At 50.5% G+C, this 15,812-nt stretch carries 16 protein-coding genes and 3 pseudogenes; 11 read left to right on the top strand and 8 right to left on the bottom strand.

The features are described from left to right. Positions 1–8: 8 nt before the first annotated feature. The gene (locus HYI44_RS28320) at positions 9–221 is read left to right on the top strand and encodes a hypothetical protein (RefSeq protein WP_225571116.1); all 213 of its coding nucleotides are present in this window, start codon (positions 9–11) and stop codon (positions 219–221) included. A gap of 409 nt (positions 222–630) precedes the next feature. On the opposite strand, the gene HYI44_RS28315 is transcribed toward HYI44_RS28320, so the two are convergent. Further along, positions 631–1,176 (bottom strand): hypothetical protein, encoded by a 546-nt coding sequence (locus tag HYI44_RS28315; RefSeq protein ID WP_225571115.1) that lies wholly within the window; start codon positions 1,174–1,176, stop codon positions 631–633. Between the two features lie 392 nt (positions 1,177–1,568). Here HYI44_RS28315 and HYI44_RS28310 point away from each other — a divergent pair, with 392 nt between their 5' ends. Further along, positions 1,569–1,979, top strand: a complete 411-nt coding sequence (locus HYI44_RS28310; protein ID WP_225571114.1) for a hypothetical protein — start codon at positions 1,569–1,571, stop codon at positions 1,977–1,979. A 36-nt stretch (positions 1,980–2,015) separates the two neighbouring features. Here the strand turns inward: HYI44_RS28310 and HYI44_RS28305 are convergent, their stop codons facing one another. Beyond that, on the bottom strand, positions 2,016–2,261 hold the full coding sequence (locus HYI44_RS28305; RefSeq protein WP_225571113.1) for an AbrB/MazE/SpoVT family DNA-binding domain-containing protein: 246 nt from the start codon (positions 2,259–2,261) through the stop codon (positions 2,016–2,018). 232 nt (positions 2,262–2,493) lie between these two features. Between HYI44_RS28305 and HYI44_RS29740 the strand changes: the two genes are divergently transcribed. After that, positions 2,494–2,859, top strand: coding sequence for an MbcA/ParS/Xre antitoxin family protein (locus tag HYI44_RS29740; protein WP_225571112.1), 366 nt, complete (start codon positions 2,494–2,496; stop codon positions 2,857–2,859). Positions 2,860–3,249: 390 nt separating this feature from the next. On the opposite strand, the pseudogene HYI44_RS28295 reads toward HYI44_RS29740, so the two are convergent. The 3 genes and pseudogenes from HYI44_RS28295 to HYI44_RS28285 all read right to left on the bottom strand — a co-directional run bounded on the left by HYI44_RS28295 (position 3,250) and on the right by HYI44_RS28285 (position 4,945). After that, positions 3,250–3,473, bottom strand: a pseudogene (locus HYI44_RS28295) (DUF2188 domain-containing protein). A gap of 151 nt (positions 3,474–3,624) precedes the next feature. Beyond that, positions 3,625–4,455 (bottom strand): alpha/beta fold hydrolase, encoded by an 831-nt coding sequence (locus HYI44_RS28290; protein WP_225571111.1) that lies wholly within the window; start codon positions 4,453–4,455, stop codon positions 3,625–3,627. 49 nt (positions 4,456–4,504) lie between these two features. After that, positions 4,505–4,945 (bottom strand): DNA methylase, encoded by a 441-nt coding sequence (locus tag HYI44_RS28285; RefSeq protein WP_225571110.1) that lies wholly within the window; start codon positions 4,943–4,945, stop codon positions 4,505–4,507. Positions 4,946–5,349: 404 nt separating this feature from the next. On the opposite strand from HYI44_RS28285, the gene HYI44_RS28280 reads away from it, so the two are divergent. Both HYI44_RS28280 and HYI44_RS28275 read left to right on the top strand, forming a co-directional pair. After that, a complete protein-coding gene (locus tag HYI44_RS28280; protein ID WP_412548522.1) occupies positions 5,350–5,559 on the top strand; it encodes a hypothetical protein in 210 nt (69 codons plus the stop codon). Positions 5,560–5,592: 33 nt separating this feature from the next. Continuing rightward, positions 5,593–6,477: an alpha/beta fold hydrolase gene (locus tag HYI44_RS28275; RefSeq protein WP_225571108.1), complete on the top strand. Its 885-nt coding sequence runs from the start codon at positions 5,593–5,595 to the stop codon at positions 6,475–6,477. A 69-nt stretch (positions 6,478–6,546) separates the two neighbouring features. Here HYI44_RS28275 and HYI44_RS28270 read toward each other — a convergent pair whose 3' ends face one another. Next, the gene (locus HYI44_RS28270; RefSeq protein WP_412548521.1) at positions 6,547–6,762 is read right to left on the bottom strand and encodes a hypothetical protein; all 216 of its coding nucleotides are present in this window, start codon (positions 6,760–6,762) and stop codon (positions 6,547–6,549) included. Between the two features lie 467 nt (positions 6,763–7,229). On the opposite strand from HYI44_RS28270, the gene HYI44_RS28265 reads away from it, so the two are divergent. Further along, a complete protein-coding gene (locus HYI44_RS28265) occupies positions 7,230–7,799 on the top strand; it encodes a hypothetical protein (RefSeq protein WP_225571106.1) in 570 nt (189 codons plus the stop codon). A 1,821-nt stretch (positions 7,800–9,620) separates the two neighbouring features. On the opposite strand, the pseudogene HYI44_RS28260 reads toward HYI44_RS28265, so the two are convergent. Continuing rightward, a pseudogene (locus tag HYI44_RS28260) lies at positions 9,621–9,788 on the bottom strand (sodium-independent anion transporter); the annotation flags it as partial. A 327-nt stretch (positions 9,789–10,115) separates the two neighbouring features. Beyond that, positions 10,116–10,277 (bottom strand): annotated as a pseudogene (locus HYI44_RS28255) (nickel/cobalt efflux protein RcnA); the annotation flags it as partial. A 344-nt stretch (positions 10,278–10,621) separates the two neighbouring features. Here HYI44_RS28255 and HYI44_RS28250 point away from each other — a divergent pair. From HYI44_RS28250 to HYI44_RS28230, 5 genes are all read left to right on the top strand, one after another. Next, positions 10,622–11,395 carry an MHYT domain-containing protein gene (locus HYI44_RS28250; RefSeq protein ID WP_225571105.1) on the top strand — a complete coding sequence of 258 codons (774 nt, stop codon included), beginning with the start codon at positions 10,622–10,624 and terminating at the stop codon, positions 11,393–11,395. A gap of 357 nt (positions 11,396–11,752) precedes the next feature. Next, a complete protein-coding gene (locus HYI44_RS28245) occupies positions 11,753–12,445 on the top strand; it encodes a DUF421 domain-containing protein (RefSeq protein WP_225571104.1) in 693 nt (230 codons plus the stop codon). Between the two features lie 69 nt (positions 12,446–12,514). After that, complete coding sequence (locus HYI44_RS28240) at positions 12,515–13,555, top strand: DUF4062 domain-containing protein (protein WP_225571103.1); 1,041 nt, start codon at positions 12,515–12,517, stop codon at positions 13,553–13,555. Positions 13,556–14,036: 481 nt separating this feature from the next. Next, a complete protein-coding gene (locus HYI44_RS28235; protein ID WP_225571102.1) occupies positions 14,037–14,900 on the top strand; it encodes a sensor domain-containing diguanylate cyclase in 864 nt (287 codons plus the stop codon). Positions 14,901–14,965: 65 nt separating this feature from the next. Beyond that, complete coding sequence (locus tag HYI44_RS28230; protein WP_225571101.1) at positions 14,966–15,634, top strand: hypothetical protein; 669 nt, start codon at positions 14,966–14,968, stop codon at positions 15,632–15,634. The last annotated feature ends 178 nt before the right edge of the window (positions 15,635–15,812 follow it).

Genomic DNA, 15,812 nt, shown 5'->3' with positions numbered 1-15,812 from the left:
AGTGCGGCATGAAGTGGTTCGGTCATTTGGCACGTCTCGTTTGTCGAGACAACAGATCAGGCCGCGAGCAAGCCAGAGAACGAGAATTCATCGACACGCTTAACGGTCTGAAAACTCTGCGTGTAACCCCTGATGGTGGTATGTCGATTGATCCAGAAGAGATCCGCGACCGTGTGATCGCAAGTCGTCATGCGCTAAAGCACTTCGTTAGACGACCTTAAACCACGAGGCTGAATAGATGCTCACAGCTCAAGAGGTCTACCAGGTACTGCGCGATTTCAATATGGCGTCACGCCCAATGCAAAGAGTCACCAATAAACACTGGAAAGGAATTTACTGCGGTCTTATGACCGTCGATGTTGAGGGCTGGATGGTCACGCTTTTTATAGATTGCGGTGACCTCGATTATTGCGACAGCTGTCTCTCCCCGGATGGGAGGAGGTATGACTTCAATGCAAACGACTCGTTTGATCCAGTGGGACTTTTATCTCACGACGAGCACTGTCAGCTTGAAAAATGCTTCGTCAGATCTGACCAATTCTTCCAACGCCTTGACCAACCTGCTGGGTCGCGAGCTCGAGCCGCCGTTTTCACGCGTGTTGACCAGCCGATTGGTCATCATCGCATGGCCTACGCTTCTTGGAAGTCGAGCGGCTCTTCTCCTATGGCCTCGATCAGCGCGTTGGACAGCCAAACTGCATCAAGCCTGCTGAACAAATAGCTTTCGGTTTCCAACACAAGCATCACTCCACCAACAGCTGCTGTGTAAATACCTAAATTTATAGCTGTTTCTTCGTCATCCGTTAAGAACTCTATAAAACTGAGTTCACCGTCTGATCGATGAACGCTGAATCCCCCTTCACCAAAATAACTCCAAACCCCATCCGTATTTCTTTTATACCATTGATCGAATGCGCTTTCCCGTGTGGCTGGCTTTGGTATATATCCTTTCAGATTTCCCACGGTGACGAGCTCGGCATCGAAAATACAACGCGCGATATCTTCAGCAATGGCGTGGGCAAAGCTGTACGACAAATTGCCAAACCTTAAACTGACATAACCTTTCTCCTGCCTGAATACCTGACATGGATATAACCTGTCATGAGCACGCTCGTGCCAACTGGTAAATTCACGCTCCGCGAAAAAGAAACCCGGTTGCATTTCAGTTTTGGCCACAATTTTCACCACGCTAGGTTGTTTCTAATAACAACGGTTGCTTAAGGCCAAAACTTTAACGTCTGGAACAAATTTTCTTCATGGCGTTCGATTATCGCGAGTATCACTGCCTAAACTCCCTGTAATTCTATCGAAGATAGGAGCGATCAAGACGCCTCAGCACTCGCAACCAAAAAAGGTTCCTCTTCGGATCCTTCAATCTTTAATGCCTCTCGTAATGTCCCAAAAAAGGGACTTTAACTGCAAAAACCAGTCTTAATGTCCCGTATTAGGGACACTACGCCACCTGCTGCTGCCAAATCCACTTCGTCAAGGTGCTTGCCCTCTTTTATAGAGAAACTATAATCAAATCACCGTAGCATTTCCTAATCACCTCAGACGAGACTCCGTCTATGGAACAGTCACCATATGTGAAGTATCGCGATATTTTGCTGAGTGAAAAGTACGGCACCGCATACCGACTAGGAGAGCTGGTGCTGGGGTTATATGAACCTGGAAGGTTTCGCCTTCGCAGAGACGACTGTTGGGGAGGTTTGGATGTCCGCCACCGTCAGATTTATCAGGAGTTAGCCGATTGGTATCACGAACATGGAAATGAACATTCGTTCGTGACGGTATGCGAAGCACTCATCTCTCGTGGTGAGCGCCAAGCAGAAGAACTCCATGTTGAGCTCACCCGGCTCAGGGCTACAAAACCCAGTGATTATCCATCGGTAGACGATCGGACAAATGAGGACTCTTACAAGGCCGCGCTCAAATCCTGTGAGCACTTTTTGTCGGTCGCTCGCAGTGACGGTTTTTGAGGGATTGAAGCTCAATGCACTCTTCTACATGGCTGTCTATTTTCGAATGCCGGCTCCGTGAACAGCAATTGCCGCATTCATATCTTCAATGCTCACGGCTGTTTCTGGTTTACGGGTCATGCCCTTGAGGCTCTTAACAGAGTGCGTGACCGCTCGAATGGCGAATTGGCCCGGCTCAAATTCAATGAATTCGACTCTATCGCCAAGTCGCAATCCGAGGGATGCACGTATCTGCGCAGGGATAGTGATTTGGCCTTTTGAAGACACGGTTGCAGTAGTCATTTGAATACCTTTCGGACGATTCATTTTTGGAGCATGCCCCTTTGGGGATGGCTGTCGTGAACCAAGCCCTGGCGCGAGGCGCCGGTCTTGGCCCATGCGGGCTTCCATCCGCACGCCTGCGCGCTCCGCTTGCCTGCCCCCTCGCCTTCTGGGTATGTAACGTAACTTTGTGCACTGTAACGTTAGCAGTGTTACAAAGCACAAAATTACGTTACAGGCCTTATGGTGGGGCATGAAATCAGGCACATCGAGCACTGCAAACGCTGTACTTAGCAAAGCATTTATCCTAGCCGGAGAAGGGTTGGGCCTTGATGACAGTAATTTGGCAGCCGTCTTGGGCGAGCAGGTCTCTACTGTGCTGCGTCTGCGCCACGGAAATGAACCGCTTCAACCGGGTACTGAAGCTTGGAGCCGGGCCATCCTCTTGGTTGAGCTGTATCAGTCATTGCTCGCACTCGTAGGAACCGAGCGAAATGCAAAGATCTGGCTAAGCAGCCAGAATCGCGGTCTGAGTGGTCGACCGCGTGATCTCATCGCATGCCAAGCGGGACTGGAGCAAGTCATCCAGTACTTGGCCGCATCTCGCTCACTCATTTAACATCTCATACACATCGCTGAAAATACTGCTATGGAACACGAAATCAGGAGTGCAACATGAAGTGGTTCGGTCGATTAGTACGACTCGTTTACCGAGACAACAGATCAGGACGCGAGCAAGCCAGAGATCTGGCGTTCGTAGCCGCCCTCAATGATCTGCAGTCTCTTCGCGTTACGCCCGACGGCGGTATGTCGATCGACCCTGATGAGATACGAGAGCAGGTGATAGAGAGTCGTCATGCACTCAAGCGGTTCGTACGATAACCGTAAGCTCCTTCTTTTTATGTCTCCTAGGAAGCCGATTACCGTTTGTACTTCATTCGGGCTCTACTCAGCCGAGCCTATGGCTCGAAGAGGCGATAGCAAGAAAGCACTCGTACCGTGCTTCGACTCAGCCTTTTGTTTTTCTAGGGTCGGCGGCGCGAGGAAGGAACGTTCCTCTTGAATCGTCCCATCCTCTTTGTGAATTTTCAGAGAGGCTGTTTTACCCTGCAGAAATTCGCTGGCTATCTCAGTGATTTCCGCTTTCGTAGAGGCTGTTTTAGAAGCACGTTGCGCGCCCTCTTTGACAAGCTCCCAAGCGTTTTCTTTTTTTGTGATGTGATAGTTATCCATGGATCACCTCGACATGATTAATCAACAACAGCTAGAAGGTCGACCATTATCGATCTGCAGAGTTTGAAAGGATTGGCGAAGAAACTAATGCTGCCTACGTCTGCGTGTGCGGCCCCCGCCCACAACGACGTCAACGAGCGGATTAACTGACTTAGGTGCGCTCCAGGCTAGCCTTGGCATTTTGGTCTGCGATCCTCGGTGCCATCTCTTCATCGTCATATTGCCGGCTAAGAAACTCGCGGATCAAGACGGCAGTTCGTCTAGCGCTGGTCACCACAAAGAAGTGCCCCTCGCCCTTCAGAATTCGAAGTTCTGACCGTCGAATTGTGCGGCGCAGGATATGGGCGTTGTACGCCTGTATTAACGGATCGCGGTCGCCGGTAAGAACCAGCGTGCGTTGAGGCAGACGGGACAACCGAAGCAGGCTTGTCCATCCGATCAAGGCTGCAATCTGGAAATAGTAGGTTCGCGGATTAACAGAGAGCATGCCTTTCATCACACCGAAGCGCAGCAGCGTGTGAATTGAATTGCGGGAGCTATCTTGCTTGCGCATTTTGGCGTTTTTACTCTTGCGAAAAAAATCCATAACGTCAGCAGGCTTCATCAATAACACTGGGCCGGGAGAGGTCGCCGCGAGAATTAGCCTGCGTACCATGTTCGGGTAACGAAGGGCGAATTCTTGAGCCAATGCACCTCCCCAACTCACCCCGAACACATCGACCTGGTCGATTCTCAACTGCTGGAGCATCTCGGCAATCACGTCGGCATGGCGCGGCAGGCGAATGGGCCAACGGGGCATTTGCGACTTGCCGACTCCTGGCACGTCCAGCGTGATGGTCATGAAGTCGTCAAGTTCACCGCGCAGCGGATCGAAGGTACGAATCAAGCCACCCAAACCATTGAGCAAAAGCAGCGGCGAGCCCTGACCGCAGATCGAAACGTTCAACTGCAAGCCCTTCGTGGATAGCCGATGCGTTGTCATGATTTCTCCTTGCTGCACGCAACTGGGAGGCAGTGTAGGTGAGGAGTTACTAGGAGGATGCGAACAGCACTGCGGCTGTTTCCCTCATAAAAATTTCAATGGTTTTCGGCCCTATCCCTTCAAATTCAGATAGGCGATTTTCGAACGCGTGACGATCAGCGCTCGCCGCGACAATATTGATGACCTTGCCGTCGTATTCAGCATTCACCTTGTTAGCTAATGCCAATAACCGCGACGCGGTGGTCTCGTCATAACGGCCGTAGTGAGCCTGACCAAGCATCACGACTAACTGGCGGTGAGTACAGCTCGCCAGCTTATGCGGCGTATCCCGCTGGTGTTGCTCGACGATAACCTGATACGCCTTGGCGGCAATCGGCCCCTGGATTCTTTTGCCCATCAGGAAACTGGCGATCATCCATTTGAACAACCCGGCTTCGTTCGCACCTTGAAGGTCAATCTTTAAGTCATGTGCGCTGATGATTTTGCTCACAGGTTCACCCTCTAGCCATGATCTCATTTTAGACCCAGCACTACCGCTTACGATCCAACCAAATCCATGGATAAGGAACCCTTATTCATGCTCGGGGCCTAACGGTTAACCCCTAGGATTTGAGATAGACGAAATGCACATATCCGAGACAGTTCAAGTCATGGAAGCACCATCAGCCAACGAAGGAAACCTTGAGGTTCACGAAGGCTGGTCATTGATATCTGTGGTCGTCACAACCCATCCCAATGGGCTGCTTCATCCTTGCTACATTCTCGGCAAATCGAAAACCTATTCCAAGCATAAGAAGCCCGAATGACTAGGATCGCATCGACATAGCGGTTCACGTCGCTGAACTGTGCCGGGAGGATAATTTGGCTTATTTGGATTGGATTCAATGGCCAGCGATGGTTGTTACCGTTCTCGCCGCATGGTTAATCGGATCGCAGCGGCCAAGACGGAGGATGATCGGGTTCGTATGCTTCAGTGTGAGCAACGCGTTGTGGGTGATTTGGGGATTCTACGCGGGCGCGTATGCATTGATCGTATTACAGGTCTGTCTTTTCCTGATGAACCTTCGAGGGCTCAAGAAAAACTCAAGCTCCAAAGAGACATGATCAGCCGGCAGGGTCATTGTTAATCGAAGAGTAGTGGACATCGCCAAGGACATTGAAATGTTTGATAACTTTTCTCTCGATACCGTAAAACTTCCCGAGGCAACCCTCAGAGTCAGGCATGGTGGGAGCGGCTCTCCCGTCTTATTACTCCATGGGCATCCTAGGACTCATGCGACCTGGCACCGCGTTGCTCCACTCTTGGCAAAAAATCATTATGTTGTCTGCCCAGACCTTAGAGGCTTTGGGCAGTCATCGAAGCCTGAGGACACCGCCGATCATTCGGGCTCATCAAAGCGCGCCAAGGCTCGTGACTGCATCGCTTTGATGCGCCATTTGGGTCATGAGCGATTCGCCGTGATTGGCCATGATCGAGGTAGTTACACTGCCTTTCGCATGGCAATGGATCATCCCGAAAGCGTTACACATCTCGGCATATTGGGTGGCGTACCGATCCTTGAAGCCTTAGAGCGATGTAATGCCCAGTTTGCGACGAAATGGTGGCATTGGTTCTTCTTCGCGCAACTTGAAAAGCCTGAGCAGGCAATCCTGACCGATCCTGATCGATGGTACGGCGGCACCGCCGAGGCGATGGGTGCAGACGCCTACAGAGACTATCAAGCAGCCATCCATGACCCAGCGACCGTACATGGTATGGTCGAAGATTATCGAGCAGGCTTGGGAATCGACCGTACTCACGATGAAGTCGACCGCCGCGAGAGCCGCAGGGTGGAGTGCCCAACAATGATTTTATGGTCGCTACGCGATGATCTCGAACTTCTGTACGGCGATGTTTTAGACGTGTGGAAACCGTGGACAACGAAGCAGTGTGGTCATGGGTTGGACTGTGGGCATCACATGGCGGAGGAAGCGCCTAATGAACTCGCTCGAGATATCATTCAGTTCCTACGGGAAAGATGATCCTTAAGGCTAAAAACTCTGGAGAGGCTTCGGGTTACGCAGTTTGGAAGTCCTCTTTTGCGACCGGTCTCAGTTAGATGAACGTGATGCATTTAGATTTTTCCTAAAGCCTCGGGCATTCATCCCCAAAAGAACGCACTCAAGCAGGATCAGCGCATAGGCATTGGCGTGAAGCCCCCAAATTACCCATAACGCATTGCTGAGGATGAATCCCCAGAAAGCGATCATCCGTCGGTGTACTCGTTGCGAACCGATGAACCAGGCAGAGGCTACTGTCACGACCATAGCTGGCCACTGCAACCAATCGACATTCTCCAAATCTCCCCCTCCGCTGATAGTGCACGTAGTAAGAAATTCACACGTCTTGAGGCACAATTCTTTAAACTAAAAAGACACTGAGTACGGGCCCTTCAAGACATAGGTCACGACCGACTATCGTCAGCGCCCCCTCGTTCCTGATCTCCACTTACGAGATTCATTCAGCGCGGACGTTTTTCTGATTTCATGGCTTTCGATGCAGGCTTTTCAGCGATGTATCAAGGGGAATGTTCTGCGATAATCCTAGAAGGAGCAACTGCCCAAATCAAGCTAATGTGGCAACCATTGGGTGTGGTTGACTCACTCCGGATAGAAGACGCCCCCAGCTGGGCATCCAGTTTCACGCCGGAGCTAGTTTTTTTCATAAGCAAGCTGATTCAGTGATGTAACACATTGCTCACGTCGGCGTTTACCCTTCATAAAAGGAACTTCTCATGTCCGGCACCCCCTGCCTGCAAGATTTGCCGGAGCCATACTTTACGCAAGCGCTTTCGCACCTGAGCGCAATCCAAAATGCGTCAAATCGGCACAGATTGTTCGAAGCATTAGATATTGGACTGAATTATCTCCGTGAAATGAGTGCACGGAAGGTGATTAGCACAGAGGATACAGTCGCACTGGGTAGGATTTGGGGAGATGTGGCGGATAAGCGACTACGTGCTTTGCCTGAGCTTGGCGCTCATACACCCCTGCTTCCGTTCGCAAAAAACGTAAAAGCAGGGCCCTTGCCCGACACTGCTGTTCAATGCGCCTTGGAAGAATTATTCGCGCTAGCAGAACGGGACACGTCGCAATCACGCAAGGTGGCGAACTTTCTATTGGCATGGTGGAACGCGGCTGAAAATGGGGGTTTTGATTTAGCAGACCTACATGGTTTGAATCGCCACTCGGCATCTGCATGTGCCATTTTGTTTAGTTGGATTGCTCATTCAGGAGCGACTCCCAACACTCTCGGCTACTCACCTAGATTTAAAGCGCTGACCTTAAAATGGCGTCCTCAATAGTAACGCCTGGAGTAAAGGCTCGCTTAGTGCTACCGACGCTCAATGGCTCGCTCGACTCGTGCCATTCACTGTCAAGATTTTCACACGCCCACCTGTCCTGAAGACTGAACCGCCCCGGATTCCCTAGACACCTTGCAAGCTCATTACGCAACGCTTTTCAAACCATTACAACCAGCAATAGCAGAGGGTGGGGGTGACAAAGTAATGGCGAAGATGGAGGACGAAGGAGTGGTCTGTAATTAAAACCTGCGAACCGTTCGAACAAGCACAAGCCGTCGCCAGCAATCAGGAAGCGGCGTCGAACGAAGTCGCACGTTCGAATTGATAGGACGTACTATTCATCAGATTTATCAGCAGCCGACTACATTATCATGCTCTTTAATTACGCCGGAGTGAAGTCTTAAAAACCGCCGCAAGGACGCATAAAAAGAGTCGATTACTCGTGTGGCAGTAGGATTGGTGGGTCTGTTTTCAATCAGCGTCAACACAGGCATTGTCAGTCCGCTTTTTTCAGCCTATTTTATGAAATAACCTATTCAAAAAAACGCCATCATCTGTCAAATTGGAATGAAGAGGGCAAAATTATTCATGCGAAACTCAATAAACTGCGGTGCTCCCAAGGACTCCCGCATAGAAGAAATAAAGCGCTCTATGGATGAACTGCTAGCAGCAATTACCAGTCTTCACGAAGCTGGCATGGACGTAGAAGCGAACATTATTTTCACTGCCCTTCAGGAGCTAAGAGATTCGCTGAGACGTATAAGGGTCAGCGATGACGGAACCGTCGTGATGGTTCACTAATTTACTTTTTTCTGATTTTAGTTTGCGGGCTTTTGCTTCGTACCGTCCCCAAGCGTGTCAGGCGGAGTTTGAGGTGTTTGCGCTTTAGGCGTATTCGACGTTGGTTCGAGGCATCAGGCTAATCGAAAAATTCATGCGATAGGATCCGAAGATTTCCCCAGATTCGGGGGCTACTCTTCAGGATAAACCTAGGCAAGTCGATTAAGGTCATCAACAGCAGTTTTTCCTGCATTAGGTGTTCATCGCATTCAAACATATACCCTGATGAAAAAGCTGTTCGCAAGAACTCAGAAAGTAAGCGTAACTAACCGAAGAAACTATGGACTTACGACTCTCATGGCGATGAATTATCACTATCGCCACCCACGTCGGGAGCGGGAGTATGTGCAAAGGCTACGCGCACCGTCAGCCGTTGGCAGCTACGCCCCCTTCACCATCAACGCAGTTAACACCCGTAACACATGTGCGATTCGTGTTTTATTTAGGACAGACTCTTGGATAATTGAAATTTTTTATATTGGCTTTTGTTAGCTTGAGGGAAGTGCGACGCAGTTCATATCCACTGAGATAAGTATTTTCAACTCGCAAATCAAAAAAGAACTGAAAGTCAGCCAGCCGCGCTTGGCTGGCAGCGAAGCCACCCTCGCAGCATTAGGGTGCTCCATGGCTTTGATTGAGTTGCAGCCTGATAGCACGATCCTCCGCGCCAATACCCATTTCCTGGGAGTGATGGGCTGTAGCCTTGAGGAAATTCGTAGCAAGCATCATCCATTGTTTTGTACCCAAAGTACGAAAGCAGATCCGCTTGTCAGGTTTTTTGGTCACGCCGGGGCAATGGTGAATCGTAACGAGTGCTTTTTGCGCTTGTACAGTAAGCGTTCGATAGACACACTTTGACGAATTCATTCCAACGAATAGTATTTGTCTCCGACAAACACTATTCTCCCCTGTGCTCTTCAAAACCACGTTCATTTGCAAGGCTTGCCTACGCGCTGGTAGTAAAGAGTATGGCCAGTTCGATTATTGGCTGATCAACGTATCGATGCCATCCGGTTTGTCGTGAAGACCGAATCGATCCATGAGTGTGGCGGTTCCCCGATTCATACCGATAACATCGACCTGAACGCCCTCACGACGAAGCTTGAGCTCGACTTTTTCTTTTTGGCCGTCCAATGCCGCTAATTGAGTTCGAGCGCCTATTACCGTAGATTATTGTGAGCCTCGAGGTGCAGCCCCTACGTTTTTAACCAAGCCAAAACGCAGTAGAAACAGACGAGCACCTCGGTGACGAACCTATAATGAATTGTAGGCGAGATTAAGACAGTTTCTATTGCGACTTCTAGCATTATCGGCAGCCTACTGTAGGCCTTGCCGTTAGTATTCCAGTCGAAGAGGCGACGCTGTTGAAAAAACATTCAGATCAAAACTATCACTTAACACTCAACTCCCTGCATCGTTTGAGAGTCGATGCTCAGAGACTCGAAAGTGTACGAGCTCTTTTGTGAGTTCAAACACTCAAGCGTCGTCTAATGTGTTCAGGCCGATCCAGCCATAGAAGCCTACGTACAGACCAACACGGATGAGCAAGACAATGGAAAGGTATGGATCACGACGAGCATCAGTGCCCAGCCATGGCCAGCGGTTGGACACCTGTCTAGCACCAGTGGCCTCAGCAGCGTAACCGTCCGGCCATGTCATCTACCCAGCTCCGCAAAGCCAAGACCTGGAGCGCACTCAAATTTAAGTGGGCTCCAGATCTAGCCTTTTAAACGGGTATTTCATGCAGCCAACACGCGGTTCCTATTCTAAGGCCTTCAAAGCCCAGGTCATTCAATAGGGTGCCCAGCACGGCACTACAATTGCCAGCATCGCATTCGGCCGTAAGCGTGCCCGTGGAAGTCGCAAGGCTGGCATGACGCTTTTTTTTGTAATATTTCTGACGATAGGATGAAGCGTACCCTTCAGAAGCTGTTCGTGCCGCCGATACGCTAGACGAGCCAGATTAAACCTTCGGGGTTTCAATGCTAGTAAGCAGCTATAACAGCGTGTATGCGCTGTTTTCCTTCGCTGTAGCGATCCTGGCGTCTTATACCGCGCTGGACATGACTGGTCGAGTCACCCGTACCGAAGGCAAAGCATCGGCACTTTGGCTTGCCGGTGGATCTTCCGCCATGGGCACGGGCATCTGGTCGATGCATTTTATTGGCATGTTGGCCTTCCAACTGCCCTTCAAGGTGGGTTACGACCTGACGCTGACTGGCTTATCGTTGTTGATCGCCATCGCCTCCTCCGCCTTTGCTTTGTGGCTAGCATGCCAGACGGAAATGTCCCTGCCGCGTTTGCTGCTTGGTGCGGTGCTCATGGATATCGGAATTGCATCCATGCACTACGTTGGAATGGCGGCGCTGCTGATGAATCCTGTAGTGGAATACGTTCCGTCGTTGTTCGCGCTATCGGTGCTGATTGCTATCCTTGCTTCGGGCGTGGCTTTGTGGATCGCTTTCCGCCTGCGTGGCGAAGGTCAGTACATCAATCGTACACGCATCGGCGCCTCGGCTTTACTCGGCTGGGTTGCTACGATGACTCTCGGGCTAGGCCCAGATGCGTCATCGATAACAGTCGCAGTCATTCTGTTAGGTTGCGCGATGCTCAGCGTTACGATCTTTTGCGGTTACGCCATCGTGTTTTCGACTGCCCCCATGATTCGCGGGTACCGCAAAGCTCGTCGCTGGATAGAGGGAGCGCTCGCGGTAGTTTATGGAGCGGCAGCCATCAAGCTGCTCTCGCGCAACTGAACAGTAATCCCGTTCAAGAGGTGATGAAGCCATGAACATGAAGGAGTAATGCAACTGCTCGCAGGTCGCGCCCTTACCCAACTTTTGGGATTTTGAAATCCGCGCCAGCGAAGCGAGAAGCATCAACGGGGCTGATTTCGCGCCTGCGCGAGTAAGCCTTCAGTGAGTAACGGATTATGCAAACTGGCTCACCATTCTTTGGTGAATCGAAGCTAAGGTTGATGTATTAAAGATTCAAATTCCACGACTAGCCTGTGTTTATCGCCGCTGTGGAGCTGCTCACAGGATGTAACGACATAGACCGGCAGCACGCGCACAATTCAATGATTTTCTAAAAAACAACAAAAAGAGGTAATGATGTCTCCCTTTGATATTCAACGGATGTTGATAGATGAGTTTCCAATATCATTTTTGCTAGAGGTAGGGTTTCGGGCAACTTTTGCGTTTCTTGCCGTTTTCTTATTTTTAAAATCAAGTGGCCGACGCGGGATAAGACAGCTCTCACTTTTTGAGTTGGTCGTGATTTTGACGTTGGGCTCCGCTGCCGGAGACGTGTCTTTCTACCATGACGTACCACTGTTGCCCGTCGCAGTCGTTTTCCTCACACTGTTGCTGCTTTATCGCATGACCGTTTGGTTCATGACAAAAAGCAAGAAATTTGAAGCATGGATAGATGGTCTTCCTGTAACCGTCATACGCAATGGCGTGTATGAAACTAAATCTTTGGAGAAGCTGAATATTTCATCAAGTGAAATATTGATGGAGCTTCGACAACGGGGCGTTGAGCACTTGGGCCAAGTTAAATTGGCGCTCATGGAAACAGATGGCGACATCAGTCTTTATTTTTACGATCAAGAAGACGTTCGACCTGGCATGTCAGTCCTACCTTTAGAGCACCGTGCGGAGTTTATAAAAGTGCCCGCCACGGGACTTTATTGCTGCGTGAGTTGTGGTTTTGCACAATCTATTCAAGCAGGGCAACAAGCACGCTGCTCGCGGTGCGATCATGCTATCTGGTCAACGGCGCTGAGCACTCAACGCTGTAGGTGATGGTTGCTGGACACAATCCCACTCGGCATCAGTCAAATCGACAGGCGCCAGCATCTTGAGGAGGAACAGATGAAGGTATTCATAAGCTCGGTGGTAAGAGGATTTGAGCAACTCAGAGCGGCTGCCAAGTCCGCCGTAGAAGCTCTGGATATGAAGCCGATCATGAGCGAGCATTTTGGAGCCCGCACCTATTCCTCTGAGCATGCGTGTCTGACAGAGGTTGATCAGTGCGACATCTTCGTCCTCATCTTGGGGGCGAATTACGGATACGAGCCTGAGCCGGGTCTGTCGGTTACCCAGCAGGAATTCCGCCAAGCAGTTAGCAGGCGCAAACCGATATTGGTTTTCATTCAGCAGACTGAATTTGATGAAAAGCAGGCTGTGTTCGTCAACGAAGTATCTGACTACAAGCTAGGTTTCTTTCGCGTCTCATTTTCCGGGGCGCAGGAGTTGCTAATGGCGATCATCCAAGGCCTTACTAGGATGGAAAAGTCCAAAAGCTCTGTTCCCGAGAAGGATTTTCTTGAACGCTTAAATGGGGCTTCGAGCTCCCGTGTTTATGGAGGCCATTCATACGCCCCCCGCGCTGAGTTCGCTTTTTTACCGCAGCCTACCGAGAATCATGCGGTGCATGAAGCGTCTCGGCGCCGTGACGATATTTTTCAAAGTCTTCATAGCTTGGGCCTCGCAACTCTCAAGCAAGGCTATACAGATTGGGATGACAAATCGTTTACCGGCCTGAAGTCGGGAGATACAACCTGGCGGATTTTCGACGACGGGCTGCTTCTCATCGAGAAAGATGCAAGTGTGCCTGTGCAAGGTCATTCGGGTGGGCTCTACTTCGTATCTCCCACACATCTCTCAAAACTGCTCCTTTCATGCTTCCAAGTGGCGGCATTCGGGAGCGGCTGGTATCGCATCACGCTGAAAAACCTTGATATGGCGAAGTTAGAGGAAGCACCAGCGACTATGCCCACCAGTTACTCAATGCCAATACATCGCGAAAAGGCGGTCAGTGAATCGCGCCTTTTTATCCCTGCTACGCAACCCATGGCAGAGCTGTGGGTGCAGGAAAGCATCACAAGAATGGCGAGGAGTTTGGCGTTTTAAAAACACCATCCCGCCATTGGAGGTGAGGCCAGCCCGTTCAACTCCTTGATACGCCTTACGGGAGAGAAAATGGGGCACCACTCAGCAAACGTGTCCTTGGCATACCTAGCCAGACTACCCACAACGGCGATTTAATAAGTTCACTTGGGGCTTGCCCCCTTCGGGGTACGGCTTTCGTGAACCAAACCCGGCTGCGCCAGGTTTTGGCCCTGCGGGCGTCCATCCTCAAGCCTTTGGCCCATCGTGGGCCGGCGCGCTCCGCTTGCTTTAGGGATTTGCGCAGGCCGCCCGTAACGTCGCATTTCCCTTGTAACTAAGCAGTGTTACTCGGCAAAAAGCACGTTACAGACTAATTAAATCGTATGCCTGCAGTGCGCACCGTGCTCATGCTCTGAGCTACCTCAAGCCTAAAAGATTCCTCGCAGTCCACCCCATAAATCGGGATATGATCGCGTTCTACGACTCAGATAGCACATGACTTATGGCCATCGATTTACAGGCGCTCTACCCCAAACTGATCCACCTGATGCTGGATACTGTATTTGTGGTTGATGAAAGCGACCACATTGTTTTTGTGAGTGATGCCTGTAAGGCCCTGTTGGGCTACCGCCCTGATGAACTGATTGGCACCAATATCACCAGCTATATGCATCCTGAAGATTTGGATGCGACGCGAGGTTCGATTACCCGGGTGATGAATGGTCAACCTCATTTCGATTTCCGGAACCGTTACATCCGCAAGGATGGGGCAGTCGTTTACATCCTGTGGGCTGCATTCTGGTCGGAGGAGGTTGGTGCTAGGATTGGCGTCGCAAGAAACGTTACAGCTTTAGCTCAAGCCGAGGAGGAATTGCGCTTCCTTGCTCATCATGATCCGCTGACAAAATTAACCAATCGTTCGCTCTTTAGTGATCGACTGATATCGGCACTGCAGACTGCGCAGCGCCACGGTAATGAGCTAGCTTTGCTATTTTTGGATATAAATGACTTCAAGAGTATCAATGATGTCCATGGTCACGCAGCGGGAGATCGTGTTCTGTGCATTATTGCCCAACGTCTCAAAAGCTGTGTGCGTGAGACAGACACCGTGGCTCGGATTGGTGGCGATGAATTCACGGTGCTGCTGACAGAAGTACAGTCGAGGGAAGCGGTTTCCAAAAAGCTAGATCAGATTCACAAAGTCATGTCTGAGCCACTGCCTCCTGAATTCGGCACACTCAAGATGCCATTGTGCAGTATCGGCGTTGCATATTATCCCGAGGACGGAAATGATGCCGATACACTGCTCTCTCACTCGGACAGTGAAATGTACCGTATGAAGAGGTATCGCACCTTAGAGAGTTAAGAGTGGGCGAAGCCCCCAAGATTTGGACACCATTCGGGTGGCCTGACATAAATTAAGGACAAAATATGTTCAGCAAATCTCAGATCATTACCATCCCAGTCCTGATCTCATCGGTACTTTTACTCACCGGCTGCCCCCCATCACCGGAATTCACCCGATGGCAACGTACTTCGACCTCTGTAGATGGTGTCAGAGTCGCAATGGCAGAATGTGGTGACCCGGTGGCAGGGCCACACAACCATTTCCCAATAAACGAAGAGATAATTCACTTTCAGTGTATGCAGCGCCTCGGTTTTACACGTAAAGACGGTTTTGAATACTGTGAAATAATGGAGAATATGCCAGCCTGCGTCGAAGAAAGGCAGGGCCATCCGCTCAGTTTGTCGCAGCTCGAAGCGTTGCCGTTTGTAGAAGATGAAGCATTTCACCCAATCAAGCCTAATTCTGGTCGGGATGAACGTATGCAGGTCTCATGGCGTAAAGCGGGAGCATCACTCCATTTCGAATTCAAGGTAGCCAATGATAGTGAAGCCCTGCCAGTGATGTATGCGTGCGGCTATGCGAACCCACTCGGGTCGAATCTGGACGTCGCCAGCATCGGGCGCACTGCAGAAGTGCAGCGCTGCATGATTGATCATGGCTTTGAGCCGAAAAACAAGATTATGCTGGTATGCCAGACTTACCCACGAGTGACGGGCTGTTCGTTGACAGCGCCACCGAGTTCACGCAGATAGAGTACATAGCCTAGAGGGGTTTGCTCGTTAGAGAGCGTTCTAGGCTCACGACCTTTCAACTCATCGGCCCAGCTGCGTTTTCTACATCGATTTAACCGATACCACTTCAACGTACTTGTACTTCTTCTTGGCAGCCCTAGGCTCTGTACGTAAAGTATTGTCGCAAGCACCGCATAGC

Source organism: Pseudomonas sp. Y24-6 (assembly GCF_020295325.1).
Lineage (GTDB): Bacteria > Pseudomonadota > Gammaproteobacteria > Pseudomonadales > Pseudomonadaceae > Aquipseudomonas > Aquipseudomonas gregormendelii.
This window is presented reverse-complemented; position numbering and strand designations above follow the sequence as displayed.

What these genes read in the sequence shown, in the direction of transcription:
- HYI44_RS28265 (WP_225571106.1), top strand. Translation starts at nt 7,230, where the DNA reads ATGTCCGGCACCCCCTGCCTGCAAGATTTGCCGGAGCCATACTTTACG.
- HYI44_RS28240 (WP_225571103.1), top strand. Translation starts at nt 12,515, where the DNA reads ATGAAGGTATTCATAAGCTCGGTGGTAAGAGGATTTGAGCAACTCAGA.
- HYI44_RS28230 (WP_225571101.1), top strand. Translation starts at nt 14,966, where the DNA reads ATGTTCAGCAAATCTCAGATCATTACCATCCCAGTCCTGATCTCATCG.
- HYI44_RS28270 (WP_412548521.1), bottom strand. Translation starts at nt 6,762, where the DNA reads ATGGTCGTGACAGTAGCCTCTGCCTGGTTCATCGGTTCGCAACGAGTA.
- HYI44_RS28305 (WP_225571113.1), bottom strand. Translation starts at nt 2,261, where the DNA reads ATGACTACTGCAACCGTGTCTTCAAAAGGCCAAATCACTATCCCTGCG.
- HYI44_RS28290 (WP_225571111.1), bottom strand. Translation starts at nt 4,455, where the DNA reads ATGACAACGCATCGGCTATCCACGAAGGGCTTGCAGTTGAACGTTTCG.
- HYI44_RS28235 (WP_225571102.1), top strand. Translation starts at nt 14,037, where the DNA reads ATGGCCATCGATTTACAGGCGCTCTACCCCAAACTGATCCACCTGATG.
- HYI44_RS28310 (WP_225571114.1), top strand. Translation starts at nt 1,569, where the DNA reads ATGGAACAGTCACCATATGTGAAGTATCGCGATATTTTGCTGAGTGAA.
- HYI44_RS28280 (WP_412548522.1), top strand. Translation starts at nt 5,350, where the DNA reads ATGGTTGTTACCGTTCTCGCCGCATGGTTAATCGGATCGCAGCGGCCA.
- HYI44_RS28320 (WP_225571116.1), top strand. Translation starts at nt 9, where the DNA reads ATGAAGTGGTTCGGTCATTTGGCACGTCTCGTTTGTCGAGACAACAGA.
- HYI44_RS29740 (WP_225571112.1), top strand. Translation starts at nt 2,494, where the DNA reads ATGAAATCAGGCACATCGAGCACTGCAAACGCTGTACTTAGCAAAGCA.
- HYI44_RS28245 (WP_225571104.1), top strand. Translation starts at nt 11,753, where the DNA reads ATGTCTCCCTTTGATATTCAACGGATGTTGATAGATGAGTTTCCAATA.
- HYI44_RS28250 (WP_225571105.1), top strand. Translation starts at nt 10,622, where the DNA reads ATGCTAGTAAGCAGCTATAACAGCGTGTATGCGCTGTTTTCCTTCGCT.